The 24770-nt window shown below is 68.4% G+C and carries 26 protein-coding genes; 14 read left to right on the top strand and 12 right to left on the bottom strand.

Going from position 1 to position 24770, the window contains the following annotated elements; all coding sequences use genetic code 11:
• Positions 1 to 23: 23 nt before the first annotated feature.
• The 3 genes from atpG to N5K27_RS13045 all read left to right on the top strand — a co-directional run bounded on the left by atpG (position 24) and on the right by N5K27_RS13045 (position 2929).
• Positions 24 to 902 (top strand): F0F1 ATP synthase subunit gamma, encoded by an 879-nt coding sequence (atpG, locus tag N5K27_RS13055; protein ID WP_087840365.1) that lies wholly within the window; start codon positions 24 to 26, stop codon positions 900 to 902.
• Positions 903 to 944: 42 nt separating this feature from the next.
• Entirely contained in the window at positions 945 to 2363 is a 1419-nt protein-coding gene (gene atpD / locus N5K27_RS13050; protein WP_087840363.1) for a F0F1 ATP synthase subunit beta, read from the top strand.
• A gap of 143 nt (positions 2364 to 2506) precedes the next feature.
• Positions 2507 to 2929, top strand: a complete 423-nt coding sequence (locus tag N5K27_RS13045; RefSeq protein WP_087840362.1) for a F0F1 ATP synthase subunit epsilon — start codon at positions 2507 to 2509, stop codon at positions 2927 to 2929.
• 144 nt (positions 2930 to 3073) lie between these two features.
• Here the strand turns inward: N5K27_RS13045 and N5K27_RS13040 are convergent, their stop codons facing one another.
• Complete coding sequence (locus N5K27_RS13040) at positions 3074 to 3670, bottom strand: TetR/AcrR family transcriptional regulator (protein WP_132980137.1); 597 nt, start codon at positions 3668 to 3670, stop codon at positions 3074 to 3076.
• Positions 3671 to 3758: 88 nt separating this feature from the next.
• On the opposite strand from N5K27_RS13040, the gene N5K27_RS13035 reads away from it, so the two are divergent.
• Together N5K27_RS13035 and N5K27_RS13030 are read left to right on the top strand one after the other, a co-directional pair.
• A complete protein-coding gene (locus N5K27_RS13035; RefSeq protein WP_087840355.1) occupies positions 3759 to 5000 on the top strand; it encodes an MFS transporter in 1242 nt (413 codons plus the stop codon).
• Positions 5001 to 5091: 91 nt separating this feature from the next.
• On the top strand, positions 5092 to 6192 hold the full coding sequence (locus tag N5K27_RS13030; RefSeq protein WP_087840354.1) for a mechanosensitive ion channel domain-containing protein: 1101 nt from the start codon (positions 5092 to 5094) through the stop codon (positions 6190 to 6192).
• 18 nt (positions 6193 to 6210) lie between these two features.
• Here the strand turns inward: N5K27_RS13030 and N5K27_RS13025 are convergent, their stop codons facing one another.
• Positions 6211 to 6993 (bottom strand): IclR family transcriptional regulator, encoded by a 783-nt coding sequence (locus N5K27_RS13025; protein WP_087840353.1) that lies wholly within the window; start codon positions 6991 to 6993, stop codon positions 6211 to 6213.
• 127 nt (positions 6994 to 7120) lie between these two features.
• Here N5K27_RS13025 and N5K27_RS13020 point away from each other — a divergent pair, with 127 nt between their 5' ends.
• The 3 genes from N5K27_RS13020 (at position 7121) to N5K27_RS13010 (ending at position 10438) form a co-directional block, all read left to right on the top strand.
• Positions 7121 to 8074 carry a tripartite tricarboxylate transporter substrate binding protein gene (locus tag N5K27_RS13020; RefSeq protein WP_279816937.1) on the top strand — a complete coding sequence of 318 codons (954 nt, stop codon included), beginning with the start codon at positions 7121 to 7123 and terminating at the stop codon, positions 8072 to 8074.
• A gap of 17 nt (positions 8075 to 8091) precedes the next feature.
• Positions 8092 to 9396: a homogentisate 1,2-dioxygenase gene (gene hmgA, locus N5K27_RS13015; protein ID WP_132980135.1), complete on the top strand. Its 1305-nt coding sequence runs from the start codon at positions 8092 to 8094 to the stop codon at positions 9394 to 9396.
• A 61-nt stretch (positions 9397 to 9457) separates the two neighbouring features.
• Positions 9458 to 10438, top strand: coding sequence for a fumarylacetoacetate hydrolase family protein (locus N5K27_RS13010; RefSeq protein WP_087840349.1), 981 nt, complete (start codon positions 9458 to 9460; stop codon positions 10436 to 10438).
• Between the two features lie 22 nt (positions 10439 to 10460).
• On the opposite strand, the gene N5K27_RS13005 is transcribed toward N5K27_RS13010, so the two are convergent.
• Positions 10461 to 10778, bottom strand: a complete 318-nt coding sequence (locus N5K27_RS13005; RefSeq protein ID WP_132980134.1) for a hypothetical protein — start codon at positions 10776 to 10778, stop codon at positions 10461 to 10463.
• A gap of 106 nt (positions 10779 to 10884) precedes the next feature.
• Positions 10885 to 11943, bottom strand: a complete 1059-nt coding sequence (locus N5K27_RS13000; RefSeq protein ID WP_279816931.1) for an AraC family transcriptional regulator — start codon at positions 11941 to 11943, stop codon at positions 10885 to 10887.
• A 53-nt stretch (positions 11944 to 11996) separates the two neighbouring features.
• Between N5K27_RS13000 and N5K27_RS12995 the strand changes: the two genes are divergently transcribed.
• The 4 genes from N5K27_RS12995 (at position 11997) to N5K27_RS12980 (ending at position 16521) form a co-directional block, all read left to right on the top strand.
• Positions 11997 to 12983 (top strand): tripartite tricarboxylate transporter substrate binding protein, encoded by a 987-nt coding sequence (locus N5K27_RS12995; protein ID WP_279816929.1) that lies wholly within the window; start codon positions 11997 to 11999, stop codon positions 12981 to 12983.
• A gap of 30 nt (positions 12984 to 13013) precedes the next feature.
• Positions 13014 to 13394, top strand: coding sequence for a RidA family protein (locus tag N5K27_RS12990; RefSeq protein WP_087840344.1), 381 nt, complete (start codon positions 13014 to 13016; stop codon positions 13392 to 13394).
• The gene (locus N5K27_RS12985; RefSeq protein ID WP_279816926.1) at positions 13391 to 15664 is read left to right on the top strand and encodes a penicillin acylase family protein; all 2274 of its coding nucleotides are present in this window, start codon (positions 13391 to 13393) and stop codon (positions 15662 to 15664) included. The genes N5K27_RS12990 and N5K27_RS12985 overlap by 4 nt, the downstream gene beginning before the upstream one ends.
• 128 nt (positions 15665 to 15792) lie before the next feature.
• Positions 15793 to 16521 (top strand): hypothetical protein, encoded by a 729-nt coding sequence (locus tag N5K27_RS12980; protein ID WP_132980130.1) that lies wholly within the window; start codon positions 15793 to 15795, stop codon positions 16519 to 16521.
• A gap of 7 nt (positions 16522 to 16528) precedes the next feature.
• Here N5K27_RS12980 and N5K27_RS12975 read toward each other — a convergent pair whose 3' ends face one another.
• From N5K27_RS12975 to N5K27_RS12940, 8 genes are read right to left on the bottom strand one after another with little or no spacing between them, the layout of a single operon-like run.
• Entirely contained in the window at positions 16529 to 16873 is a 345-nt protein-coding gene (locus tag N5K27_RS12975; RefSeq protein ID WP_165963237.1) for a non-heme iron oxygenase ferredoxin subunit, read from the bottom strand.
• Between the two features lie 22 nt (positions 16874 to 16895).
• Complete coding sequence (locus N5K27_RS12970) at positions 16896 to 18143, bottom strand: CoA transferase (RefSeq protein WP_087840479.1); 1248 nt, start codon at positions 18141 to 18143, stop codon at positions 16896 to 16898.
• Between the two features lie 26 nt (positions 18144 to 18169).
• Positions 18170 to 18553, bottom strand: a complete 384-nt coding sequence (locus N5K27_RS12965; RefSeq protein ID WP_279816919.1) for an OB-fold domain-containing protein — start codon at positions 18551 to 18553, stop codon at positions 18170 to 18172.
• An 8-nt stretch (positions 18554 to 18561) separates the two neighbouring features.
• On the bottom strand, positions 18562 to 19737 hold the full coding sequence (locus tag N5K27_RS12960) for a hypothetical protein (RefSeq protein ID WP_279816916.1): 1176 nt from the start codon (positions 19735 to 19737) through the stop codon (positions 18562 to 18564).
• A 2-nt stretch (positions 19738 to 19739) separates the two neighbouring features.
• Positions 19740 to 20246, bottom strand: a complete 507-nt coding sequence (locus N5K27_RS12955) for an aromatic-ring-hydroxylating dioxygenase subunit beta (protein ID WP_087840334.1) — start codon at positions 20244 to 20246, stop codon at positions 19740 to 19742.
• A gap of 11 nt (positions 20247 to 20257) precedes the next feature.
• Positions 20258 to 21505 carry an aromatic ring-hydroxylating dioxygenase subunit alpha gene (locus N5K27_RS12950; RefSeq protein ID WP_087840332.1) on the bottom strand — a complete coding sequence of 416 codons (1248 nt, stop codon included), beginning with the start codon at positions 21503 to 21505 and terminating at the stop codon, positions 20258 to 20260.
• 10 nt (positions 21506 to 21515) lie between these two features.
• The gene (locus N5K27_RS12945; RefSeq protein ID WP_087840331.1) at positions 21516 to 21956 is read right to left on the bottom strand and encodes a lipocalin-like domain-containing protein; all 441 of its coding nucleotides are present in this window, start codon (positions 21954 to 21956) and stop codon (positions 21516 to 21518) included.
• Between the two features lie 11 nt (positions 21957 to 21967).
• Entirely contained in the window at positions 21968 to 22813 is an 846-nt protein-coding gene (locus N5K27_RS12940; RefSeq protein ID WP_087840330.1) for an alpha/beta hydrolase, read from the bottom strand.
• Between the two features lie 124 nt (positions 22814 to 22937).
• Here N5K27_RS12940 and N5K27_RS12935 point away from each other — a divergent pair, with 124 nt between their 5' ends.
• Together N5K27_RS12935 and N5K27_RS12930 are read left to right on the top strand one after the other, a co-directional pair.
• Positions 22938 to 23903, top strand: coding sequence for a VOC family protein (locus N5K27_RS12935; protein WP_087840328.1), 966 nt, complete (start codon positions 22938 to 22940; stop codon positions 23901 to 23903).
• Positions 23904 to 23939: 36 nt separating this feature from the next.
• Positions 23940 to 24683 carry an IclR family transcriptional regulator C-terminal domain-containing protein gene (locus N5K27_RS12930; protein WP_087840327.1) on the top strand — a complete coding sequence of 248 codons (744 nt, stop codon included), beginning with the start codon at positions 23940 to 23942 and terminating at the stop codon, positions 24681 to 24683.
• Positions 24684 to 24770 lie beyond the last annotated feature (87 nt).

The following is a 24770-nucleotide window of genomic DNA, read 5'->3' as shown; positions in this document are numbered from 1 at the left end:
TGAACACTGACAGGGGAAGATAGATGCCCGGAATCAAGGAAATCCGAACCAAGATCAAGAGCGTGCAAAACACGCGCAAGATCACCAAGGCGATGGAAATGGTCGCCGCGTCCAAGATGCGCAAGGCGCAGGACCGGATGCGCACGGCCCGTCCGTATGCCGACAAGGTGCGCAACATTGCCGCGCACATGGCGCAAGCCAATCCCGACTACGAACACGCCTACCTGGCCAAGCGCGACGACATCAAGGCCGCCGGCTTGATCGTGGTCACGACCGACAAGGGCCTGTGCGGCGCGCTGAACACCAACATCCTGCGCGCGGTGCTCAATCGCCTGAAGGACTCGGAAGCGAAGGGCATCAAGGTCCAGACCACGGCCATTGGCAACAAGGGTCTGGGCTTCCTGACCCGTCTGGATGCCAACGTCGTGTCCCAGGCGGTGCAACTGGGCGACGCGCCCAACCTCGAACGCCTGATCGGCGCGATCAAGGTTCAGCTGGACGCGTATGCCGAAGGCAAGGTCGACGTGGTGTACCTCGCGTACAACCGCTTCATCAACACGATGAAGCAGGAGCCCGTGATCGAGCAGTTGCTGCCGCTGTCGGCCGAGCGTTTCGCGCAGACCGAGGAAGAGAAGAAGGCCTACTCGTGGGACTACATCTACGAACCCGATGCCAAGTCGGTCGTCGATGAACTCCTGCTGCGCTACGTCGAAGCGCTGGTGTACCAAGCCGTTGCCGAAAACATGGCGTCCGAGCAGTCCGCCCGGATGGTGGCCATGAAGGCTGCATCGGACAACGCCAAGAAGGTGATCGGCGATCTGCAGCTGGTCTACAACAAGACCCGCCAGGCGGCCATCACCAAGGAAATTTCGGAAATCGTGGGCGGTGCGGCGGCGGTGTAAGCCGGCGCGACGCCTTAAAGAATCAGGAATCGAGGAATCGATATGAGCAACGGAACCATCGTTCAGTGCATCGGTGCCGTGGTGGACATCCAGTTCCCCCGCGACAGCATGCCCAAGATCTACGAGGCCCTTACGCTGGCCGACGAGAGCTCGGCTTTTGCCGAGAAGGGCCTGACGTTCGAAGTGCAGCAGCAGCTCGGTGACGGCGTCGTCCGTACCATCGCCATGGGCTCGTCCGACGGCCTGCGCCGCGGCATGGCCGTGGCCGCCAGCGGCGCGCCCATCTCGGTGCCCGTGGGCACCGGCACCCTGGGCCGCATCATGGACGTGCTGGGTCGTCCCATCGACGAAGCCGGCCCGATCAAGTCGGAAGAGCGCCGCGCCATCCACCAGGACGCGCCCAAGTTCGACGAGCTGTCGCCCTCCGTGGAACTGCTCGAGACCGGCATCAAGGTTATCGACCTGGTGTGCCCGTTCGCCAAGGGCGGCAAGGTCGGCCTGTTCGGCGGCGCCGGCGTGGGCAAGACCGTGAACATGCTCGAGCTCATCAACAACATCGCCAAGCAGCACAGCGGCCTGTCGGTGTTCGCGGGCGTGGGCGAGCGGACTCGCGAAGGCAACGACTTCTACCACGAAATGGCGGAAGCGGGCGTCATCAACCTGGACAAGATCGAAGAGTCCAAGGTGGCGATGGTGTTCGGCCAGATGAACGAGCCCCCGGGCAACCGTCTGCGCGTGGCGCTGTCGGGCCTGACGATGGCCGAGAAGTTCCGCGACGAAGGCCGCGACATCCTGTTCTTCGTCGACAACATCTACCGCTACACGCTGGCCGGTACCGAAGTGTCCGCGCTGCTGGGCCGCATGCCCTCCGCCGTGGGCTACCAGCCGACGCTGGCCGAGGAAATGGGCAAGCTGCAAGAGCGCATCACCTCGACCAAGACCGGCTCGATCACGTCGATCCAGGCCGTGTACGTGCCTGCGGATGACTTGACCGACCCGTCGCCCGCCACGACCTTCCTGCACCTGGACTCGACCGTCGTGCTGTCGCGTGACATCGCCGCGCTGGGTATCTACCCCGCCGTCGACCCGCTCGACTCCACCAGCCGCCAGCTCGACCCGCAGATCGTGGGCGAAGAGCACTACGCCGTCGCCCGTGGCGTGCAGCAGACGCTGCAGCGCTACAAGGAACTGCGCGACATCATCGCGATCCTGGGCATGGACGAACTGTCGCCGGAAGACAAGCAGGCCGTGGGCCGCGCCCGCAAGATCCAGCGCTTCCTGTCGCAGCCCTTCCACGTGGCCGAAGTGTTCACGGGTTCGCCCGGCAAGTACGTGCCGCTGAAGGAAACCATCCGTGGCTTCAAGATGATCGTCGAAGGCGAGTGCGACGCGCTGCCCGAGCAGGCCTTCTACATGGTCGGCACGATCGACGAAGCGTTCGAGAAAGCAAAAAAGTTGTGACCCCCCCTACGCCCTGACGGGCGCCCCCCAGGGGGCGGTGCTGGCGGACCGGCGGAGCCGGATCCGCGGCACCCTGGGTCTGGTCGGGGTTTCTTGGGTAGGGGCGCTGGGGCTGCGCGAAGCGCAGCACAGGAGAATTGAGTATGGCAACTATTCATGTGGATGTCGTCAGTGCTGAGGCGTCGATCTTCGCCGGTGAGGCGAAGTTCGTTGCGCTGCCTGGCGAGTCGGGCGAGCTGGGCATACTGCCCGGGCACACGCCGCTGATCTCGCGTATCCGTCCGGGTACGGTGAAGATCTCGCGCGCGGACAACGGCGAGGAAGAGCACATCTTCGTGGCCGGCGGTCTGCTCGAGATCCAGCCGGGTACCGTGACGGTGCTGGCCGATACGGCCATCCGCAGCCACGACCTGGACGAGGCCAAGGCCGAGCAGGCGCGCAAGGCGGCGGAAGAAGCGCTGCGCAATGCCAAGGACAAGGCCGAAGTGGCCGTGGTCGAGGCCGAACTGGCGATGCTGGCGGCGCAGCTGGCCGCCATCCGCAAGCTGCGGGGTGGCCGGAGTTAAACGGGTCCCCCCTGCGCGCTGACGCGCGCCCCGCAAGGGGGCGATGCGGGTGGACCGGCGAAGCCGGATCCGCCGCATCCTGGGTCTAGGCCAGGGTGTGGTGTTGGATGTGAGTCGCGGTGTCCTGAGGGCACCGCGATTTTTTTATGGGCGGGCGTTGGCGGGCAGGGCGGCGTTCAGCAGTTGTTCGGCGGTGGCGCGGGCGGCGTCGGCCGCTTTGACGTTCGCGTCGACGTGGCTCGAGACCGTGGCGCCGTCGTAAAGCAGCATCAACTGACAGGCCAGCGCTTCGGGATCGGCTGCGCCGGCTTCGCGGGCCAGGCTGACAAACAGGTCGCGCAGCCAGCTTCGAGCGGTGTCACAGGCTTCCCGGATGCCGGCGCTGGGCGCCGCTTCGGCGGCCGCGCGGCTGAACGGACAGCCCCGGAAGCGGGGGCCCGACGCGGCTTCCCGCATGATGTCGAAGACGCCCAACAGGCGCTCGCGCGGGCCGGCATAGGTGGCCAGGCGGTCGGCGATACGCAGCTTGCGCGCCTCGTGGCGGGCCAGCAGGTAGGCCTGGATCAGGGCCTCCTTGCTGCCGAAGGTGTCGTACAGCGAGGCCTTGGCCACGCCGGCGCGCTCGATGACCCGGTCGATGCCGACCGTGTGGATGCTCCCTTCATAGAACAGCTCGTCCGCGGCGTCGAGCAGGCGTTGACGCGCGGAACGGCGCGCTTCGGGGCTTTTTGTCGTATTCATGGTCATGTCTTGACATTACCAGACAGGTCTGTACACTTCAAGCAAATCAGACAGACCTGTCTGTTTAATGTTCCCCGGATCCCGCCCCATGACCTGCGCTTCCCCCGCCAAGGCCGTCCCCGCCCCTGTTTCCGCCTGCCCCCAGGTTGCCGGGCGCCTGTCGCCGCGCTTCAGTTTCCATCTGCTGGCATCGATCACATTGGCGTTCCTGGCGGGGTCGGCGGCGCCGACCCCGCTATACGCGATCTATCAGCAGCAATGGGGCTTCTCCACCACCATGCTGACCGTGGTGTTCGGCAGCTACGCCCTGGCCGTGCTGGCGGCGCTGCTGGTGGCGGGACGCCTGTCGGACCACATCGGCCGGCGGCCCGTGCTCATGGCCGCCGCCGTCGCGCAGGCCGCGGCCATGGTGGTCTTCGCCACCGCCGGCGGGCTGTCCGACCTGCTGGCGGGCCGCATCGTCCAGGGGCTCTCGGCCGGTGCCGCCATCGCGGCCGTGGGCGCCGGCATGCTGGACATCGACAAGACGCGCGGCGCATTGGCCAATGCGCTGGCGCCCATGCTGGGCACGGGTACGGGGGGCATAGTCGCCGGGCTGATGGTGCAGTACCTGCCCGCCCCCACCCATCTCGTCTATGTGGTCCTGGGTGTGATCTTCGTGCTGCAGGGCGTGGGCGTCTACTTCATTGCCGAGACCGCGCGGCGGCGGCCGGGCGCCTGGGCCTCGCTCAAGCCCAGTTTCGCGCTGCCGCCGGAAGTGCGGATGCCGCTGCTGCTGGCGGCGCCCGCCGTGGTGGCCGTGTGGGGCCTGGGCGGCTTCTATGCGTCGCTCGGGCCCACGCTGTTGCGCAGCCTGGTGGGTTCGGGATCCAGCCTGCTGGGTGGGCTGGCCCTGTTCATCATGGCCGGTGGCGGCGTCGTCGCGGTGGTCCTGCTGCGCGATCGCTCCGCCCGCTTCCTGTCGCGCCTGGGCGCGCTGGCCCTGATGGCCGGCATGGCCCTCGTGCTGGCCGCGCTGTCGCTGCATTCGGTGGCGCTGTTCATGGTGGGCACCGCGATCGCCGGCATGGGCTTCGGCACGGGTTTCCAGGGCGCACTGCGCAACGTGATCGCGCCGCTGCCGCCCACCGGCCGCGCGGGCGTGCTGTCGGTCCTGTTCGTGGTGTCGTATCTGGCCATGGGCGTACCCGCCATCCTGGCCGGCTACGACGTGGCGCTGCGCGGAGACATCGTCTCCACCTCGCGCGAGTTCGGCGCGGCCGTCCTGCTGCTGGCGGCGCTGGCCTGGCTGGGTACAGGGAAGGCGCAGCCTGCGCGCGCAAGGGCATGAAAAATCGGCACGCATTCGCTGCGTGCCGAGAAGCGACGCACGGCACACTACTTGCTGGCATGGCGCCCGACTCGACCAAGAAGAGGCCTCCATGCTGGCATCCCTACCCCTGGACTTCCTGCCCGAAGCGCTGCGCCCCTGGTTCGTGCTGACGGTCGCGATGGTGCTGGCCGTCGCCGTCGCGCTGGTCATCCACCGGATAGGCTTCCTGATCCTGCGGCGCATCACCGCGCCGCGTCCCTATCTTCACGCGATGGTGGTCGGTGCGTGCACCGCCAGCCAGTTCGTGGCGGCGCTGCTGGCGCTGCGGGTGGTGCTGACCGGGACTCCGGAGGACATGCCCTATACCCGAGGCATTTCCTACGTCGTCACCGTCATGCTGATCGTATGCGTGACCTGGCTGGCCAACAGCTGCATCAAGTCGCTGAGCGACACGGCCATTCGCCTCAATCCCTATGACGTGGCCGACAACCTGCTCGCGCGCCGCAAGCTGACGCAGACCCGCGTGCTGGCCCGCAGCGCCCACGCCATCGTGTTGCTGCTGGGGCTCTCGTTCGTGCTGCTGACGCTGCCGGGCGCGCGCCAGTTGGGCGCGAGCCTGCTGGCCTCGGCCGGGGTGGCCGGCCTGGTCGCCGGTATCGCGGCGCGGCCGGTGCTGGGCAATTTCATTGCCGGCCTGCAGATCGCCTTCACCCAGCCGATACGCATCGACGACGTGCTGATCGTCAATGGCGAATGGGGCCGGGTCGAGGAGATCACCGGCACTTTCGTCGTGGTGCGCATCTGGGACGAGCGGCGCATGATCGTGCCCCTGCAATGGTTCATCGAGAATCCCTTCGAGAACTGGACACACCGTACCGCGTCGCTGCTGGGCACGGTGTTCCTGTGGCTGGATTTCTCGGTGCCGCTGGAGCCGATACGCAAGGAGTTCGAGCGGCTGTGCAAGGCTTCGCCGCTGTGGGATACGCGGGTGGCGGCGGTGCAGGTCACCGATACCAGTGATCGCGCCATGCAGGTCCGCTTCCTGGTCAGCGCCGCCAACTCGGGCAATGCGTTCGAGCTGCGCTGCCTGGTGCGCGAAGGCCTGATCGCCTTCATCGCCGCGCATCATGCGGAGGGTTTGCCGCGCATACGCGCGAACGTCGAGGGCGAAACCACGGATCCGCCGCCCCCGCGCGTGGTGCCGGTCTGACGCCCGGCTCGCCCGGTTTCAGGCCGGCCGGCCCCGCAGCGAGCCTTCGATTTCCCGCGCGTGCTCGTGCAGGCTGCGGGCCAGCGAGGCCACGCGTTCTTCCCGCATGCGGTCGTCGATGGCGGCCACGCTGATGGCGGCGATGGGCCGGCCGAGCGTGTCGCGTATGGGCACGCCGGCCGCGGTGACGCCCAGGGTGACGCGGTTGCGGATCAGCGAGTGGCCCTGGCGCCGGCACGCGTCGATGGCGGCACGCAGGTCGGCCTCGGTCAAGCGGCCTTCCTCGCAGATGCGGCGGCCATCGGTGGCGATGATGTCCTCGCGCTCGGCGTCGGGCAGGAAAGCCAGGATGGCCAGTCCGCCCGCGCCCAGCCCCAGCGGCCGGCGGCTGCCTATGGACAGGGTGTTGACCCGGATCGGCGACGGTCCTTCATGCCGCGCCTCGCACACGGATTCGCTGCCGCTGCGCACCGACAGATAGACCGTGTCGCCGACTTCTTCGGCCAGCCTGGACAGGCTGGCGCGGCAATGCTCGCGCAGGTCGTAGGCGGCCATGGCGGCGAGTCCCAGCTCGAAGGCCAGCGGGCCCAGCGCGTACCACTTGTCGGATTCCTTCTGGACGACCAGGCGCTCGTGCATGAGGCGGCGCAGCAAGCGATGCACGGTGGAATGCGGCAGGGCCGTGGCTTCGGCCAGTTGCGTGAGGGCCCGGCCCCGCTTGCCGGCCGTGGCCAGCAGCTTCAACAACTGCACTGCGCGTTCGATGCCGCCGGGTTCCGCCGTGGTGCTGCCGCTGGCCATAAGTCGTGTCCATTCAGTGGAAATGCGGGTACCCGCCGATCTGGCCAATCATATATTGCCCTTCACGGTGCAACCGGGATTTTCCGGCCAACGGAAAGCACTGCAAGAACAAGGAGGAGACCCCATCATGTACGGACGGATCATCGGCGCGGTTTGCGCGGCCGCATTGGCCGGCGCGGCGGGCGCGGCCTATCCGGAGCGGCCCATACAACTCATTCACGGCTTCGGCGCGGGCGGCAATGCCGACACCGTGTCGCGGCTGGTGGCTCGCCACCTGCAGGCGGCGCTGGGCCAGCCGGTGGTGGTGGAAATCAAGAGCGGCGCCGGCGGCGTGGTCGCGTCCAGCTACGTGGCCAAGGCCGAACCCGACGGCTACACGCTGGTAATGCTGACCGGCGGCCATACGGTTTCGGCCGCGGTGAACAAGTCGCTGCCCTACGATCCGGTCGCGGATTTCCAGCCGATTTCCACCGTGACCGCGTTTCCGTTCGTGGTCAGCGTCAAGGCCGACAACCCGGCGCGCACGCTGGCCGACCTGCTGGGGACGGCACGCGCCAAGCCGGGCACGGTGTCTTTCTCCTCGGTGGGCGTGGGCTCGACCCAGCACCTGACCGGCGAATTGCTGGCCGCCACGGCGGGCGTGCAGATGCTGCACGTGCCGTATCGCGGCGGCGCGGCGCCCGTGCAAGCCGTGCTGGCCGGCGACGTGGACGTGCTGGTGGATACCGCCACGGTGGCCGCGCCGCAGCTCAAGGCGGGCACGATGCGCGCGCTGGCCATCACCAGCTCCAGGCCGTGGCCGTTGCTGCCTGGCGTGCCCGTCGCGGCCGACACCGTGCCGGGGTTCCAGGTGTATTCGTGGCTGGGCATCGCGGCGCCGGCCAGGACCCCCGGACCCGTCGTCGACCGGCTGCACGCCGCGCTGGCGGCCATGCTGCAGGACCCCGCGTTCCGCAAGGCCGTCAACGACATAGGCAGCGAGCCCAGCGGCAGCAGCCCGGCCCAGATGCGGACCATGATCGAGTCGGAAATCACGCGCTGGAAGAAGGTCGTCCAGCAAGCGAACATCGCCGCGAATTGAACAGGGAGCAGGCAAGGATGGACAGGGCAGCCGCGGCGGAGCCGCAGTACCAGAGCGGATTCGGCAATGAGTTCGCGACCGAGGCCAGCCCGGGCGTGCTGCCCGTGGGCCGCAACTCGCCGCAACGGGTGGCGCATGGCCTGTACGCGGAACTGATCTCGGGCACGGCTTTCACGGCGCCGCGCGCCGTGAACCTGCGTACCTGGACCTACCGGCTGCGGCCCTCCGCCGCGCACGGCAAGGCCCATGCGGTAGCGCATCCGTGCTGGCTGACCGCTCCCTTCACCGAGGTGGCCGCGCCAGCCAACCGGCTGCGGTGGAACGCCTGGCCGGAGCCGGCGCCCGGCACGGACTTCGTCGACGGCATCGTGACCGTGGCGGGCAACGGCAGCGCCGAGACCCAGAGCGGCACCGCCGTCCACGTCTATCGCGCCAATGCGTCCATGCGCGACCGCTACCTGATGAACGCCGATGGCGAAATGCTGGTGGTTCCGCAGTCGGGTGCGCTCGACGTCCATACCGAAATGGGCCGCCTGCGGGTGGCGCCCGGCGAGATCCTGCTGCTGCCGCGCGGCGTGCATTGCCGCATCGACGTGCCCGACGGCGCCGCGCGCGGCTACCTGTGCGAGAACTACGGCGCGCCGTTCAGGCTGCCCGAACTGGGGCCCCTGGGTTCCAACGGCCTGGCCAATCCGCGCGATTTTCTGGCGCCGGTCGCCGCCTGCGAATCCGCGACAGGGCCGGTGCGCATCCTGCGCAAGTTCCTGGGCGGCTTCTGGGAGCTGGAGCGCGCTTCGTCGCCGCTGGACGTGGTGGCCTGGCACGGCAACCTGGCGCCCTACAAGTACGACCTGGCGCATTTCATGGCCATGGGCAGCATCACTTTCGACCACCCCGATCCGTCCATCAATACCGTGCTGACCTCGCCGTCGGAAATCGGCGGCACCGCCAATTGCGACTTCGTGATCTTTCCGCCGCGCTGGCTGGTCATGGAGGACACCTTTCGCCCACCCTGGTTCCACCGCAACGTGATGAGCGAGCTGATGGGACTGGTACGCGGCGTCTACGATGCCAAGGCCGAGGGCTTCGTGCCGGGCGGGATCAGCCTGCACAACTGCATGCTGCCGCACGGCCCCGATGCCGCCACCTTCGAACGGGCCAGCACGGAAGCGCTGGCGCCGCGTCGTCTGGAAGACACCATGGCTTTCATGTTCGAGAGCCGCCACGTGTTCCGCCCGACGGCGCAGGCGCTGGCCGCGCCCAACCTGCAACCGGACTATGACGAGGTCTGGCGCGGATTCCAGTCCGGCAATCCCGCCTAGCGCCTGTTCATCATCTTGGCGCCGGCAAGGGGCCGCGCGCCGCACTCTTGGAGAAGCTGGAATGAAATTGGCATCGCAACGCGCGGGGCGCGACGGCGCATTGCTCGTGGTCAGCCGCGATCTCGCCACGGCGGTGAGCGCGGCCGGCATCGCGCCCACGCTGCAATCGGCGCTGGACGACTGGGAGCGCGCCCGCCCACGCCTGCAGGCCCTGTACGACGACCTGAACGCCGGCCGCGCCGCCGGCGCCTTCGCGCTGGACCTGGGCACGCTGGCCGCGCCGCTGCCGCGCGCCTACCAGTACCTGGACGGCGCGGCGTATCCCAGCCACATCCAGCGCAATCGGCAGGCGCGCGGGGAATCGGTGCCCGACGATTTCTTCCAGAAGCCGTTGATGTACCAGGGTATCTCGCACGGTTTCATGGCCTGGAACGAGGACGTGCGCCTGCCTTCGGAAGACGACGGCATCGATTTCGAGGCCGAGATCGCCGCCATTACCGGCGACGTGCCGCTGGGCGTGGACGCCGGACGCGCGTGCGAGCACATCCGCTTGTTCGTGCTGCTCAACGACATATCGCTGCGCGCCATCATTCCCGGCGAACTCAAGCGCACCTTCGGCTTCCTGGTCGGCAAGCCCGCGTCCAGCCTGGGCCCCATCGCGGTGACGCCGGACGAGCTGGGCGAGCTATGGCAGGGCGGCCTGGTGTCGGGCACCATGAAATGCTGGGTGCGCGGCGAGGAGCTGGGCAGCATCGAGACCGGCATCGACGTCGCCTTCCACTATGGGGACCTGATCGCCCACGTGGCGCAGACGCGTGCCTTCGAGGCGGGAACGCTGGTGGGCCTGGGTACGGTATCGAACGAGGATGAATCCGTGGGCGTGGGGTGCCTGGGTGAACGCCGCGCGCTGGAGACCATCCGGCACGGTGCGGCCCGGACCCCGTTCCTGAAATTCGGCGACATGGTGCGCATCGAGCACTTCGACCGCTCCGGCAACAGCGTCTTCGGCGCGATCGAGCAGCGCGTCGCGCCGCGGGTCTAGTCCTGCCGCGGGCGGGCGCCGGTCAGCGCCCGTCCTTCTTCTTCAAGCGGGTGCCGGCGGCCGGTTGCGGCGTGGCGGCCTTGCCGGCCTCGGCCTGCGGGCCGCTCGCGGCCGACGCATCCAGCGAGGCATGCAGGCCGCTGCCCCCCAGGCCCATGGACGCCGGCGTGCGCGAGCCCAGGCGCAGGCCGTTGCCGCCATAGGAGCGGGACGACGTATCGATGGAACTCTCGCGGCCGCCGGATTCGCGCAGATCGTCGGCGCGCACCGGAAGCCCCCATGACAGGGCGGTGGTCACGAGGATCAGCGATGCGGTGGAACGTAGGCTTGGCTTGGTCATGCTGGACTCCAACTCCAGACTGCTGGTCATGCAGTTTGCCGCAGAATCGGGTCCAGGACCGGCCAAGTAACAACGAATTTGTAGCAGGATATGAGCCGGCGGGCGGCTATGAAAGCCTGGTCGCCGAGTTGCGGTGGCGCAGCCGGTAAGCCCGCGGCGTGCTGCCGTAGTGCGCCCGGAACACGGCCGCGAAGCGCGAGTGGCATTGCCAGCCCGCTTCGGCCGCGATCGCCTGCACCCCCAGGCGGGTCTCGCGCAGCAGCGTGGCGGCAAGCTCCAGCCGCTGGGCGACCAGCAGGTTGTAGACCGAAAGGCCGGTGGCATCGCGCACGTGCTGCTGCAGGCGCGCGCTCGTGCAGCCGACGCGGCGCGCCAGTTCGGTGATCGTCCATGGATGGGCCGGCGCCTCGGCGATGGTTTCGCGCAATCGTGCCAGGACGGCGGCGGCATCGGCGCCGGGCGAGCGGGCAGGGCGCAGCAGGTCGTCGAATCCCTGTAGCGCGCACAGCAGCAGCTCGGTGGCGCGCGCGTGGAAGAGGGGCACGAAGGCGGGCTGGTCGCTGCGTTCGCCGCGTATGCGTTCCAGGCAGCCCTGCAATTGCGGCGTGATGGCGGCGTTGCACAGAATGCGGCCATCGTCGCGGTCGACCATCTCGTCGAGCTGGGCGGCGGGGAGGCGCACGCCCAGGGCCTTGAGCCAGCGCGGCAAGAGGTCGCGGCGTAGCCGGAACTGCACGAAGCGGTGGGTGCGGGCCCCGGGGATGTCGATGAGGTAGCCGCCGTTGCGATTGGGCGTGCGCAGCAGCATGCGGTTCAGGCGGAAGTCGAGTTCGGGGCCGTGTTCGTCGCCGACGTGTCCGCTGACATGGCCCTCCAGGAAGAAGGTCAGCAGCAGCTCCCGGTCGGGGTCCAGCCGCACCCGCAGGCGGTCGTTCAGGCTGAAGTCGAAATACCGGGCGCTGGCGCCTTCCCACGGCAGCGTATGCAGCCGCGTGACGTGGCCGCCGCTGGGCCAGGGAACGTTGCGGCGCGATTCGCTCAGGATATCGGTCAGGGTCAGGCCGGCCGGCTCCGGCGCCGAGGGGGCCAGGATGGCGTTGAGGTCGTCTTCCCGCATCACCGGCCCCGCGATGGGGATCGGCACAGTTTGCGATTCGATCTGCATACATGGCCTCGAGCCGGAACGTTAGCATCACTGCAACTTTCCGACGGAGTGTAATGATGAACGTCCGGCATGTCAGCCGCCTGCTGCGGGCCTGCTTCGCGCTGGGGTGCGCACTGGCGGCATCGGCCGCCGCGGCGGCCGATTGGCCGGTCCGTCCGGTGCGGCTGGTGGTGCCCTTCGTGGCCGGCGGCGGCGCGGACGTCGCGGCCCGCCTGATCGCGCTCAAGGTGCAGGAACGGCTGGGGCAGCCCATCATCGTCGAGAACAAGGCGGGCGGCAATACGCTGATCGGCGTGCAGGAAGTGCTGCGCGCGCCGCCCGACGGCTACACGCTGCTGTGGTCCATCGACCAGACCTTCGTGCTCAATCCGGCGCTGTACGAAAAGCTTCCCTACGATCCGAAGAAGGATTTCACGCCGATCTCGCTGGCCGTGGTCGGTCCCAACGCTGTGGTGGCGCGCAGCCAGCCCAAGGACCCGGCCAGCGTGGCGGACCTGGTCGAGCGAGGCAAGTCGGGCGGCGCCGGCCTGAACATCGGCGCCGCGGCCATCGTCTCGCAGATCCTGGTGGACACGTTCAACGACGCGGCCGGCACGCAGGCCCGGCGCGTGCCGTTCAAGGGCAGCGCGGAAGTGGCTCAGGCGCTCATGGCGGGCACCGTCGACGCGGCCTTCGACGGGATCGCGCCCTACGCGCAGTTCGTGAAATCCGGGCGCGCGCGTTTCCTTGCGGTGAGTTCGGCGCGGCGCTTCTCGGGACTGCCCGATGTGCCCACCCTGGATGAACTGGGGTTCAAGGGCATCGATATGTCGGTCTGGTTCGCCATCGTCGGGCCCTCGGGCCTGCCGGCCGGCATCGCGCAGCGCGTGGCCGGCGCGGTGGAGTGGGCGGTCAGGCAGCCCGACGTGGTCGACAAGCTGCTGGCGTTCGGCTTCGAGCCGGCCCCGCGCAACGATCCCGAGACCTTGCGCCGGCAGATCTCGACCGACCTGGACCGCTACGGTCCCATCATTCGCAAGTTGGGCTTCAAGCTCGACTGAACAATCACGGCATCCACGGAGCAAGCCACCATGCAGATCGCGGACTTTCCCCTGCCTTTCCCGCGCGCACCCTATAGCCGCGCCATGTTCGACCACGACTGGGTCTTCGTGTCGGGCACCATAGGCATGGACTACACCGCGCAGAAGCTGGCGCCGACGGTCGAGGAACAGACGCGCCTGATGCTGCGCAACATCGCTTCCTATCTGAAGGCGGCGGGCGCGCGGCTCGAGGACATCGTCAATTACACGCTGATCATCGATGCCATGGAGCACGTGCAGCCGGTCATCGGTGTGCTGGCCGACCATCTGCCCTGCAAGCCCACGGGCACGGCCATGATCGCCGGCATCGCCTATCCCGGGGCGCACGTCGAGATGCAGGTCATCGCCCGCAAGCAGGAAAGGCGGCCATGACCCCGGCACGGTGGGTGCGGGCCGGGGTGGCGGCATGCCTGGTCGCCGGATGCGGAGGCGGCGACGATCCGCCGCCGTCGCAACCGGCGGCGCGTTTCGACGCGCACGTGCGCTGGACGACGTACGGCGTGCCGCACGTCAGGGCGAGCGACCACGGCGGGCTGGGGTATGGCTACGGCTATGCCGTGGCGCGCGACCAGCTATGCGCGCTGGCCGATCGCATCATCACCCTGCGCGGCGAGCGGTCGGCCCACTTCGGCCCGGATGGCAAGGCGCTGGTCGGCTTCTTGCCGCTGCCCAACCTGGACAGCGACCTTTTCTACCGCATGCAGTTGTCGGCGGACGACGTGGACGCGGCGTGGAAGGCGCTGTCGCCGCAGGCCCGCGCGCTGGCCGAGGGCTATGCCGCGGGCTTCAACCGCTACGTCCGCGACCACGCGGCGCCGGCCGCGTGCGGCGGGTTGCGTCCGCCGACGATGGCCGCCACCGACGTGCTGCGCGCCGTCATGCAGATCGGCACCTTGAACCGGACCTTCCTGGCGGCGCCCTTCGCGTCGGCTTCGCTGTGGGACGACCTGGACCAGCCGGAGCGGGCCGCCGCGGCGCCTGCTCCGCCCCGCCTGGGCATGGCCAGCAACACCTGGGCCTATGGCGCCGATGCCACCGGTACGGGCGCCGCCATCGTGGTGGCCAATCCCCATACGTACTGGCAGGACCACTGGCTGTTGATGCACCAGATGCACCTGACCATTCCCGGTGAATTGGACGTCATGGGGGCGGATTTCCTGGGCGTGCCGCTGCCGCTGTCGGGCTTCAACGATTCCGTCGCATGGAGCATCGAGGCGCCGTCCACGGTGACCTACGGACTGCCGCTGCGGCTCGACCTGCGCGCCGGCGCGACCCCCGCCTATGTGGTCGACGGCGTGTCTCGGGCCATCGAGCGGCGCGTGGTGGAAATCGGGGTCCGCCAGGCCGACGGATCCACGCGCACCCAAGCCTACGCGGTGCCGTACACCGCGCTGGGCCCGCTGTACCGGTTGCCCGCCGCGCCCGGCAGGCCGGCCGGCTGGTACGCCGTCACCGATGCCGCCGCGGGCGACGCGAGGGGCCTGGACCAGATGCTGGACGCCGCGAAGGCGCGTGACGTGGCCGACTTCCAGCGTGCCGTGGCCGGACAACGCGGCATCGCCGCCCACCTCGTGGCGGGCGACAGCGCGGGCAATGCCTTGTTCATCGAAGCGGGGCCCATCCTGGACATCGACGATGCCGGCCTGGCCGCCTGTGCCGTCGAGGCCACGCCATCGGGCCGCGTGCCCGCCGCGCTGGACGGATCACGCGGCGCATGCCTGCTGCGCGACGAACAGGGCCGCCCCCGGCTGGCGCCGGCGGACCGGATTCCCGCCCTGTCCACGCGCGGGGTCGCCTACAACGCCAACGACAGCTACAGCCTGTCCATCCATGGCGAGCGGCACGATCGCTACTCGATCCTGTTCGGCAGCCCGGATGCCGAGCCCAATGCCCGGACCAGGATGTCCCACCGGCTGGTGGCCGAAATGCTGGCAGCGGGCAAGGTGACGGTGGACAAGGCCGTGGACGTGGTCTTCGGCAACCGCAACTACGCAGCCGAAACCCTCATGGACGGTATCCAGGACGCGTGCGCCTCGGCCACGGGCGGGGCTGCCACGGCCTGCGGCGTACTGTCGCGCTGGGACCGCCGCAACAATGCCGACAGCCGTGGCGCCTTGCTGTTCGGCGAGCTCTGGCCCCGGCTCGCCGCCGTCGAGAACCTGTACGCCCAGCCGTACGATCCGGCCCACCCGCTGCGCGTGCGCATGCTTTCCGGCAGCGCGCCGGTCCAGGCCGCCGTGCGCGCTGCGCTGGCCGCCACCATTGCCGACCTCGGCACCCATGGTCTGAAGGGCGACGAAGCATGGGGACGGATGCTGGCGCGCCCCACCGCCGCCGGCCGCGTTCCGCTCCATGGCGGATCGGGAGATCAGGGGATACTGAATGCGCTGGAAGGCGCGCCGCTCGGTGCCGAAGGCTACGGCGACATCGTCGCGGGAACGGCCTACATGCATGCGGTGACCTGGACGAGCGGCAAGCTCGTGGCCAAGGTGATGGCGGCCAATGGGCAGTCGGCCGACGCCGCCTCGCCCCATCATGACGACCAGGTCGGTTTGTTTTCGCGCAAGCAACTGGTCGATGCGCCCTTCACCGACCAGCAGATCGCGGCCGCGACGGTCGAGAGCCTGCGCCTGGCGGAGTAGTCCGGCCGGTCATTAACGACCGCACTCGTGATAACTGGATACGCAAAATCGCGCTTGTTGGTTTCTCTGATTGAGGCCTTCGCCACACGCCCCTAGTCTGGCGGCTCGGACAACCTGAGGGCAGTGACATGAGGGGAATGATCGATTGCGGCGTATTGATGGTGCCCGAGCATGCGGGCTGGATGCGCGAACTGATGGAAGATTGGAAGGATGCGCGCGAACGCATCGCATTGCATGGCGTGCAGCTGGACGCGCCATCGGCCGACGCGCTGCGGCGCCAGGCGCTGGCGCTCAAGCGCTACGACGTCTGCCTGCTGCCGGTCACCCTGTCCACCCTGGGATGGACACGCACCGCGATGGCCGTGGCCGGCGAGGCGTTGCAGACGCCCGTCCTGGCGCTCGCGCGCGAAATGAGCGCCGCCGGGCTGCAGGATTTGCTGTCGCTCGGGCTGGACGATTTCATGCGCTACCCGATGTGCGGGGAAGAATTCAAGACACGCCTGGTATTGCTCGCGGGGCCGGGCAAGCCCCAGGAGGCCTGCGCATCCAGCGACGCGCCGCCGGCCGAGGCCGAGCCGGAAGACGAGCATGAAGCCGAATCCGGATGCCGGGACGGCAATTCCGGCTTCGTGTCGCGCGAACCGTTCCAGTCCGCCAAGGCCAGGATCGTGACGGAGTTCGAGCGCCACTACATTTCCGACATGCTGCTGCGCTACCACGGCAACATCTCGCAGGCGGCCCGCGCGGCGCACAAGAACCGCCGCGCGTTCTGGCAGTTGATGCGCAAGCACGAGATCGCGGCGGATCCGTACCGCCGCAGGCACCGTGCGGCGCCATGCCAGCCGCCGGCGCGGTGAAGCGGTGCTAGTGCTGGCCGGCCATGTCGCGCGGACGGGTGTTCACCCAGACGATGCCGTCGGTCTCGCGGGTCGCGTAGGTCTTGACGGGCCGGTTGCAGGGCAGCGCCGTGGGAGCGCCGGTGCGGATATCGAAGCAGCCCTGATGGAACGGGCATTCGATGGTGTGCGCTTCCAGGACGCCTTCGGACAGGCTACCGCGGCCGTGGCTGCAACGGTCGGCGGTGGCGTAGGTAGCGCCTTCGACCCGGTACAGGCAGAAGACCTGCCCGTCCAGGGTCACGGCCAGCGTGCCGGCTTCGGGAAGATCGTTGGAAAGACAGGCCTCGCGCCAGTCGTCCGGTAAGGTCATGCGATGCTCCAGGGAAAAGGGTTCAGCGCGCGCGCCGGGGCGCCGTCGCCCCGATGTGTTCCAATTCGTCCATGTCGGCGTCCGTGAAGCCAGCTTCGCGCAGGATATCCCGCGCATGTTCGGCCAGCCTGGGAGGCGTTCGGCGCAGGCCGCCGGGCGTGCGCGACAGCTTGATGGGCGTGCCCAGGCCCTTGTAGCCGTGGTGTTCGTAGACCATGGAGCGGGCGTGCGTGTGGTCCGCGCCCAGGGCTTCGTCCATGCTCATGACGGGGCCGATGGGCAGGCCCTCGGCCAGCAGCGTCCGGCTCAAAGCCACGCCGTCATGCTGGGACAAGGCCTCGGCAAGCAGGGGGTAGAGCGCGGCACGGTTGCGCGACCGGTCGCTGTTGGTGGCGAACCGCGGGTCGGCTGCGAGGTTCGGGATGCCCAGCAGCTCCACCAGGCGGCGGAATTGCCGGTCGGTGCCGATGACCACGAAGATCTCGCCGCTGCGGGTGGCGAATTTGTCGCAGGGCGTGACGTTCGGATGCGTGTTGCCCGTCAGGCGCGGGCGGCTGCCGTCCAGGAAATAGTTGGCCGCGTGGGGATGGAGCAGCGACATGGCGCAGTCGTACAGCGCCATGTCCACGTACTGGCCCAGGCCCGAGCGGCGGCGTTCGTGCAAGGCCATCAGGATGCCTATCGTCGCGTAGAGGCCGGTGGCGAGGTCGACGATGGGCGTGCCTATACGCAGCGGGCCGGTCTCGGGCGTGCCGTTCACGCTCATCAATCCGCTCATGGCCTGCAGCACCGCGTCGTAGCCCGGCAGGTTGCCCAGGGGGCCATGGCCGCCGAAGCCGGACACCCTGCAATGGATCAGGCGCGGAAAGCGCGGAGCGAGATCCCGTTCATAGCCCAGGCCCCATGCTTCCATGGTGCCGGGCTTGAAGTTCTCGACCAGGACGTCGGCTTCCTCCAGCAGGCGCAGCAGCACGGCCCGCCCCGATTCGCGCGACAGGTCCAGCACCATCGACCGTTTGTTGCGGTTGACGCCGATGAAATAGCTGGCGTCCCCGCGTTCGGCGTCCGTGCCGGCGAAGGGCGGGCCCCAGCCGCGCGTGTCGTCGCCCTGCGGCGGTTCCACCTTGATGATCTCCGCGCCGTGGTCGCCCAGGATCATCGTGCAGTAGGGGCCGCCCAGCACTCGGCTCAGGTCCAGGATGCGCACGCCGTCCAGCGCGCCGGTAGGGGGAGTAGGAGGCGGGCAGGCGTGGGATGCAGGCTCGGTCATGAGCAGGGGTTCCGGAAAAGGGGCGGTCATGCCGCTGGGAGAGAGTCGGGGACGAACACCAGGCTTCCGGCCGGGTCGAAGCGCGCGCGCAGCGGCATGCCGATCGCGATGGCGATGCCGTCGTCCGCGACGATCCGGCTGACCAGGCGTGGGCCTTCGACGAGCGCGACCTGCGCCACGTTGTAGGGAGGCGGAAAGTCCGGGTGGTACTGCTGCCGGTAGACGGCATAGGCATGGAGCGTCGCCTTGCCGCTGGCGGGTATCCATTCGATGTCGTCCGGGTTCGCCCCGTAGCTGTGCGATGCGTAGCCCAGGATCTCGCCGCTGGCGCGCAGGCGCGGTACGCGCAGCTCGCGCTTGGCGACGAAGTCGAGGAAGCGGCGTTCGAAGTGATCGGAAGCAAGCAGCATGGCGGGTCCTAGGCGAGCAAGCGATGAGGGCTCAGTATCAGCGCGGCGTGATACTCCAGCCGGCCGCCCGAGCCGTTGACCAGAACGATATCGTTGGCCGCGCACTGCCGCTCGCCGCCGTCGCCGCGGCACTGGATGACGGCCTCGCTGAGCGGGGTCATGCCTTGCAGGTAGTAGCTCGACAGCTGGCCGCCGCCGGTGTTGACCGGCAGCGTGCCGCCGGGCGCGGTCGCGCCTTCCTGCACCATTCCGGCAGCTTCGCCCCGGCCGCACAGTCCGTAGTCTTCGAGCGCGGCCAGGGCGCAGTATGAGAACGCATCGTAGAACTGGCACATCGAGACGTCCTTCGGCCCGACCCCGGCCATCGCATAGGCCTTGCGACCGGCAAGCCGTCCGGCGGTGACCAGGTCGTGCGGCCCCTGCGGCGTGTCGGCGCTGGCATGGCCCTGTCCCATGCCATGGACGTACACCGGCCGCTGGCCGGTGTTGGCGGCGCGATCGGCACCGGCCACGATCACGGCCACCGCGCCGTTGACTGGATAGGCGCAATCCAGCACGTGGAAGGGTTCGACGATCATGCGCGAGGCATGGTATTGGGCCAGCGTGAGCGGCGCGCGCTGGAAGGCGAGCGGATTGCCTGCAGCCCACTGGCGGCAGGCCAGGACGTAGGCACCCAGGTGATCCGGGCCGGCGCCATGCAGGGCCATGTACCGGCTTGCGGCCAGCGCGTAGGACCCGACCGGACCGAACAGGCCGTACGATGCGTCCCAACCCGCGATGCCGGTCAGCGAGCCTTCGTTGCTGAAGGAGGCGCCGCCGCCGCGCGCCGGGCCGATGGGCGCATCGGCGAACACGCAGGCGACCACCGACGCCATGCCGGCGCGGATGGCGGCCGTGGCGTATTGCACCATCTGGAGGACGGATGAGCCCTTGGCTTCGATGGTGGTCAGCATTCCCAGCGTGCGCAGACCCATGTCGTCCTGCACTTTGGGCGGAAGGACCCCGGGATCGGCAAGGGCGCTGGGATTGAGCAGCAGACCGTCCACCAGGTCGGGGCCGACGCCGGCGTCGGCCATGGCGGCCCGCACGGCTGCGGCGGCCAGGGCGCGCACGGAACCGACGGGTTCGCGCGAAAGGGGGCTGAAGCCCAGGCCGATGATGGCCGAGAGCGGAGCGCGGGCCATGGTCAGACCAGGAAGGAAAGGCTGGGCAGCGGGCCCGAAGCGTGGACCAGGGATACCTTCTTCAGGAACATCCTGAGCTGGCCGTCGACCTGCCGCAGACCATATTCGACTCGGCCCGGCCAGACGTTCAACTGGTTGACTGACTGCACCTGGTACTCGTAGATGGCGAAGTTGGCCGCGACGCGATAGTCGCCGTTCCCGTCCTTGTCGGCCGTCAGGTTGGACAGCATCCTGCGCAGGATGGAGCGCGGCGCCTGGCTGTGCCGGGTGCCGGTGCGCAGTTGCCGCAGGCGGGTCGCCAGCCGGGAGCGGTTGTCGTTGATGATGGAGACGTCGCGGTCCGGATCCGGCTCCTCGCCGTCGATGACGACGGGCACCCAGTAGCGGACGTTCTCGTCCCAGAGCGCCTCCCATTCGTCGAAGCGCGATTCGTCCGCTAACCGGGCTTCCTCGTGGACGAAGCGCTCCAGCATCCGGTGTTCGTCGATCGGCAACAAGGGGGTCTGCATGGCATGTCCTTCTAGAGCGTGGGCTGGGCGGTTTGCGCCATGGTGTCCCGGTAGCATCGCCAGAAGCCCCGGTTGGGAGTCTCGTCGGTGTAGTGGGACACCACTACGCCGCCGTCGGTTGTCGTTTCGCGGGACTGGCCGCGGCTCAGGTCCAGCCAGGCCGGCGAACCTTTCAGCGCGCGCCACTGGCGTTCCGCGATGATGGCGTCGTCGGCCGTCAGGAACGATGACGGCCCCAACGCGACTTCGCCCTGGCGCATGATGCGTCGGTTCAGTTCCTCGGGCGCGCCCTTCAGGTAGAGCGGGGTGTGCCAGTTGACGGTCTCGCCCACGCCCAGGGGCTGGATCATGACCAGACAGGTTTCGGCCAGGAACAGGTTGGGGAAGATGAAGGTGTGGGGCGGCCCGGCCCGCATGATTTCCCGCGCGGCCGATTCGCCGTGCCGGCCGACCATGTCGCGCGTGTAGTCCGGATAGCGCGTCTCGTCCACGCCCAGCCAGGTCATGGGCCGGTCGTAGGTCGGGCCGTAGTCGAGCTCGGTGTGGCCGTTGCCCAGGTAGCGGACCACCGCCGTGATGCGGTCCTCTTCGCCGGACAGGATGTTGCCGTACTTGCCGGGGGTACCCACGCTTTTGGTGAAGGAGTCGTGCACGAAGCCCACGTGATAGCCGTCGGCCTCGTTTTCGGACAGCATCTTCCAGTTGGCGCGGAACAGGTGCTTGATCCACGGGCCGCGCAGTTCGATCTCGCCTTCGGGCGACAGGTTCACCTGCCGGTCCAGCGCGCGCGCGGCGTGGCCGAGATGCTCCAGCAGGGGGATGGGCGAAGGGTTGAAGGTCGCGAAGACGAAGCCGTTGTAGCTGTCGACGCGCGCGCGCTTCAGGTGCAGCGATTCGTCCGGCTCGATACTGGACAGCGGCATGTCGAGCAGCGCGCCGTCGGGCGAGAAGATCCAGCCGTGGTACTGGCAGGCCAGCGTGCGGCGGTTGCCGCGCTCGGGCTGGCAGAGCAGGTTGCCGCGATGGGCGCAGCGGTTGGCCACGACGTGGATGCCGTCGGCGCCGCGGATCAACAGCACGGGTTCGAGTCCCATGGTGCGCCGTACATAGTCGCCCCGCCGCGGAATCTCGGAGGCGTGGCCGACATAGACCCATCCCTGGCCGAAGATGGTCTCCATCTCTCGGTCGAAGATGGCCGGGTCGGCGTACAGGCTGCTGTGGACCGAGGCGTCGCGGATCAGGCTGGCAATGTCTTTCATGAAGCATCCCTCAGGAAGTGATGGCGCGGCTGGCGCGTTCCCACACCAGGCTGGCGGTGCGGGCCTCGGGCGTGCCGTCCTCCAGCCGCGCGGACAGGTGCAGCAGGCCGTCGACGATCGCCGCCTTGCGGCGCTGCACGCCGCCCTCCCAGTTCGGGAACAGGCTCATGTCGACGTGCTGCCGGACTTCGTCCCCGGCCAGTTCGTAGGTGCCGGCATAACTCATGAAGCTCTCGTAGGCCCGCGCCTTTTCCTCGGCGCTGGCGTTCCACTGCCCGCCGGTGGCGAAAGCCCGGCGGTCCGCCCGCTCGATCATGCAGAACATGCGGTCGTCGTCATATTGGATGAAGCCCCGGGGCGCCTGCCCCATGGGGTGGGTCACGCGGCCGTCGTCATAGGCCTGCGTCCATTGTCTGAGGGTCCAGCGGCCCAGCAGATCCTGTTTGCGCATGGTGTCTCCTTTCAGCGTGGCGCCAGGAATTCCCCGACCAGCGCGGTGAACGCCGCCGGCTGTTCGATCTGCACCCAGTGGCCGCAGCGGTCGATCTCGGCCAGGCGCGCGCGCGGCATGGCCTGGGCCAGTCGGCGCGAGGCCTCGATCGGGATCACCTTGTCGCCGCGCCCGTGGACGATGAGCGTCTCGTGCGGGATGGTGCGCAGGACGGCCTCGTCCGTGGCCATGTCGTCCAGGATCCGCTGCCGGGGAGGCGGGAACATGCTGCCGAACCGGGCCTGCACGTCGTCGCGGATGCTGGCCCGGTAGCGCATGGCCGCCAGCTCGTCGTCGATGAAGGACGGATCGTGGACGAAGACGTCCAGCAGTTCGCGCATCGCGGCGGGCGAGGGTTGATACCCCCACACCTTCTCCAGTCCGTCGGTGATGGGAAACCGCAGGCCCACCGGTCCCATCAGCACCAGGCGGTCGACGCGGCCGGGATGCCGGGCGGCCAGCTTGAGCGCCAGTGCGCCGCCGAACGAGTTGCCCACCACCGAGACCCGTTCCAGCTGCAGCGCGTCCAGCAGCGCGGTGAGCTGGTCCACCCAGGTGGACCAGTGGTAGCGGACCCCGGGCGGCGATTCCGTATAGCCGAAGCCGACCATGTCGGGGGCGACGACGCGCGCCTGCCGGGCCAGGACGGGGATGGTCAGGCGCCAGTTGGCCCAGGCCGTCACGCCGGGGCCCGATCCGTGTATCAGCAGGACGCCAGGCCCGTTGCCGGCGTCGTGATAGTTGGTCTTGAAGCCGCAGGTCGGCAGGCTGCTGCCGACTTCAGGCGGCCGCGCGTCCGGGGCGGAAGGTGTCTCCATCGGTTGCTCCTGGTTTCGTATTTTTTCTCAATATACAGTACAGATGTTAATCTGAGCAAAAAATTTCCGATTTATTGATTTGTTTTTCACGTATTATGGGATTTTAAAGATACGGAGCGGCGCAATGCTGCAATCTTTGGGATACGTGGGCCTGGGCACTTCCCGGCTGGCGGAGTGGGAAGATTTCGCTCAACGGCTGCTGGGCATGCAGATCGGCGACAGGAGCCGACACACCCTGGCGCTGCGCATGGACGACTGGCGCCAGCGCCTGCTGCTCGACGCGGACGCCGCCCAGCCGCATTTCTTCGGCTGGGAAGTCGCCAATGCCGGGGCGCTGGACGCGTTGGGCGCCCGGCTGGAGCACGCGCGGGTGCCGTTCGTCCGTGCACCGGAAGCGCTGGCGCGGCGCAGGGAGGTTACGGGGCTGCTGTCCCTGTCCGACCCCGCGGGCAATCGGCTGGAGGTCTTCCATGGCGCCGCCCGGGGCGGTGAACCGTTCCGCCCGGGCCGCGCGATATCGGGTTTTCGCACCGGCCCCCTGGGCCTGGGGCACGTGGTGTTGAACGCGCGCCATGTCGACGCATTGGTGCCGTTTTATCGCGACCTGCTGGGATTCCGCCTGAGCGACTACATGCGCGAGCCCTTCAAGGCCTACTTCTTCCACCTGAATTCACGTCATCACAGCCTGGCGCTGATCGAGGCCGACACCGACGGCATCCACCACCTGATGGTGGAGCTGTGTTCACTGGACGACGTGGGGCAGGGCTACGACATCGCCTCGTGCGAGCAGGACCGCGTGGCGGTGACGCTCGGCCGGCACATCAACGACTTCATGACTTCGTTCTACGTCCGCACGCCGTCTCCGCTGATGATCGAATACGGCTGGGGCGGGCGCAGCGTGGATCCGGACTGGCAACCGTGCGAACTCACGCACGGGGCCAGCCTGTGGGGACACGAGCGCCAGTGGCTGCCCGCCGACAAGCGCGCGCTGGCGCTGGACCTGCGCCTGGCCGCGGCGGCCCAGGGGCAGCGCGCGCCGGTGCAGGTGCTGCCCGGCCATCATCAGCTGGCCGCCGATGGCATGCGGTAGCATTCCGCAATCCCCCACCGCCCCGGATCCGCGGACATGTCCAGTCTCAAACGTATGCTCGCCGTCTTCGACGCCTTCTCGTCGGAACATGCCGTCCTGACCGCCGAGGAGATCATGTCGACCCTGGGCTACAGCCGCGGCACCGCGTATCGCTACGTCAAGGAACTGTGCGACGCGGGTTTCCTGACGCGCGCGGCGGGCGGGTACGCGCTGGGGCCGCGCATCATCCAGCTCGACTACTGCATCCGGCAAAGGGACCCGATCCTGATGGCCAGCCTGCCGGTCATGCAGGCCCTGCGCAAGCGGTACGAGTGCGACGTGCTGCTGACGGTCTTCTACGAGGACCAGGTCGTGGTCACGCACCGCGAAAGCGGCGACCAGGAACTCGTCATGAGTTACGGCCGGGGCCGGGAGATGCCGCTGTTCCGAGGCGCGGGCTCCAAGGTGTTGCTGGCCTGCCTGCCGCCGGCCCGCCAGAAGCGACTCTATGGCGCACACGCGCAGGCCATCGCCCAGGCCGGCCTGGGCGAGTCGTGGGAAGCGTTTCGGGCCTTGCTGGCCGCCGTCAAGCGGGCGGGCCACGCGGTGTCCTTCAGCGAACTCGACCAGGGCAACGTGGGCGTGGCGGCCCCCATCGAACAGGATCCCCTGAACATGCCCGCCGGCCTCGTCATGGTGTTCCGCACCGAGCGGTACGAGGTGCTGGACAAGGACGGCCTGCTGCAATCCCTGAAAGCCGGCATACGCCAGATCGCGGACCCCCGGACCGGGGCGGACTGACCTCTCGGGCGGGCCCGCCCGCATCCAGGGTGGCGGCGTTTTTCGTCTCTTGTTTCGTAAAAATCCCAGAATACGAAAAAATAAATA

The organism is Pigmentiphaga sp. GD03639 (assembly GCF_029845405.1).
In the GTDB taxonomy this organism is placed as follows: Bacteria; Pseudomonadota; Gammaproteobacteria; order Burkholderiales; family Burkholderiaceae_B; genus Pigmentiphaga; species Pigmentiphaga daeguensis.
The sequence above is the reverse complement of the archived record's forward strand: the minus strand, read 5'-3'. Positions and strand labels throughout refer to the sequence as shown.

What these genes read in the sequence shown, in the direction of transcription:
- N5K27_RS12960 (WP_279816916.1), bottom strand. Translation starts at nt 19,737, where the DNA reads ATGGCCCGCGCTCCGCTCTCGGCCATCATCGGCCTGGGCTTCAGCCCC.
- N5K27_RS13010 (WP_087840349.1), top strand. Translation starts at nt 9,458, where the DNA reads ATGAAATTGGCATCGCAACGCGCGGGGCGCGACGGCGCATTGCTCGTG.
- N5K27_RS13030 (WP_087840354.1), top strand. Translation starts at nt 5,092, where the DNA reads ATGCTGGCATCCCTACCCCTGGACTTCCTGCCCGAAGCGCTGCGCCCC.
- atpG (WP_087840365.1), top strand. Translation starts at nt 24, where the DNA reads ATGCCCGGAATCAAGGAAATCCGAACCAAGATCAAGAGCGTGCAAAAC.
- N5K27_RS12945 (WP_087840331.1), bottom strand. Translation starts at nt 21,956, where the DNA reads ATGCGCAAACAGGATCTGCTGGGCCGCTGGACCCTCAGACAATGGACG.
- N5K27_RS12995 (WP_279816929.1), top strand. Translation starts at nt 11,997, where the DNA reads ATGATGAACGTCCGGCATGTCAGCCGCCTGCTGCGGGCCTGCTTCGCG.
- hmgA (WP_132980135.1), top strand. Translation starts at nt 8,092, where the DNA reads ATGGACAGGGCAGCCGCGGCGGAGCCGCAGTACCAGAGCGGATTCGGC.
- N5K27_RS13000 (WP_279816931.1), bottom strand. Translation starts at nt 11,943, where the DNA reads ATGCAGATCGAATCGCAAACTGTGCCGATCCCCATCGCGGGGCCGGTG.
- N5K27_RS12950 (WP_087840332.1), bottom strand. Translation starts at nt 21,505, where the DNA reads ATGAAAGACATTGCCAGCCTGATCCGCGACGCCTCGGTCCACAGCAGC.
- atpD (WP_087840363.1), top strand. Translation starts at nt 945, where the DNA reads ATGAGCAACGGAACCATCGTTCAGTGCATCGGTGCCGTGGTGGACATC.
- N5K27_RS13040 (WP_132980137.1), bottom strand. Translation starts at nt 3,670, where the DNA reads ATGAATACGACAAAAAGCCCCGAAGCGCGCCGTTCCGCGCGTCAACGC.
- N5K27_RS12975 (WP_165963237.1), bottom strand. Translation starts at nt 16,873, where the DNA reads ATGACCTTACCGGACGACTGGCGCGAGGCCTGTCTTTCCAACGATCTT.
- N5K27_RS13025 (WP_087840353.1), bottom strand. Translation starts at nt 6,993, where the DNA reads ATGGCCAGCGGCAGCACCACGGCGGAACCCGGCGGCATCGAACGCGCA.
- N5K27_RS12985 (WP_279816926.1), top strand. Translation starts at nt 13,391, where the DNA reads ATGACCCCGGCACGGTGGGTGCGGGCCGGGGTGGCGGCATGCCTGGTC.
- N5K27_RS12930 (WP_087840327.1), top strand. Translation starts at nt 23,940, where the DNA reads ATGTCCAGTCTCAAACGTATGCTCGCCGTCTTCGACGCCTTCTCGTCG.
- N5K27_RS12990 (WP_087840344.1), top strand. Translation starts at nt 13,014, where the DNA reads ATGCAGATCGCGGACTTTCCCCTGCCTTTCCCGCGCGCACCCTATAGC.
- N5K27_RS12940 (WP_087840330.1), bottom strand. Translation starts at nt 22,813, where the DNA reads ATGGAGACACCTTCCGCCCCGGACGCGCGGCCGCCTGAAGTCGGCAGC.
- N5K27_RS13005 (WP_132980134.1), bottom strand. Translation starts at nt 10,778, where the DNA reads ATGACCAAGCCAAGCCTACGTTCCACCGCATCGCTGATCCTCGTGACC.
- N5K27_RS12935 (WP_087840328.1), top strand. Translation starts at nt 22,938, where the DNA reads ATGCTGCAATCTTTGGGATACGTGGGCCTGGGCACTTCCCGGCTGGCG.
- N5K27_RS13045 (WP_087840362.1), top strand. Translation starts at nt 2,507, where the DNA reads ATGGCAACTATTCATGTGGATGTCGTCAGTGCTGAGGCGTCGATCTTC.
- N5K27_RS12955 (WP_087840334.1), bottom strand. Translation starts at nt 20,246, where the DNA reads ATGCAGACCCCCTTGTTGCCGATCGACGAACACCGGATGCTGGAGCGC.
- N5K27_RS13035 (WP_087840355.1), top strand. Translation starts at nt 3,759, where the DNA reads ATGACCTGCGCTTCCCCCGCCAAGGCCGTCCCCGCCCCTGTTTCCGCC.
- N5K27_RS12965 (WP_279816919.1), bottom strand. Translation starts at nt 18,553, where the DNA reads ATGCTGCTTGCTTCCGATCACTTCGAACGCCGCTTCCTCGACTTCGTC.
- N5K27_RS12970 (WP_087840479.1), bottom strand. Translation starts at nt 18,143, where the DNA reads ATGACCGAGCCTGCATCCCACGCCTGCCCGCCTCCTACTCCCCCTACC.
- N5K27_RS12980 (WP_132980130.1), top strand. Translation starts at nt 15,793, where the DNA reads ATGAGGGGAATGATCGATTGCGGCGTATTGATGGTGCCCGAGCATGCG.
- N5K27_RS13020 (WP_279816937.1), top strand. Translation starts at nt 7,121, where the DNA reads ATGTACGGACGGATCATCGGCGCGGTTTGCGCGGCCGCATTGGCCGGC.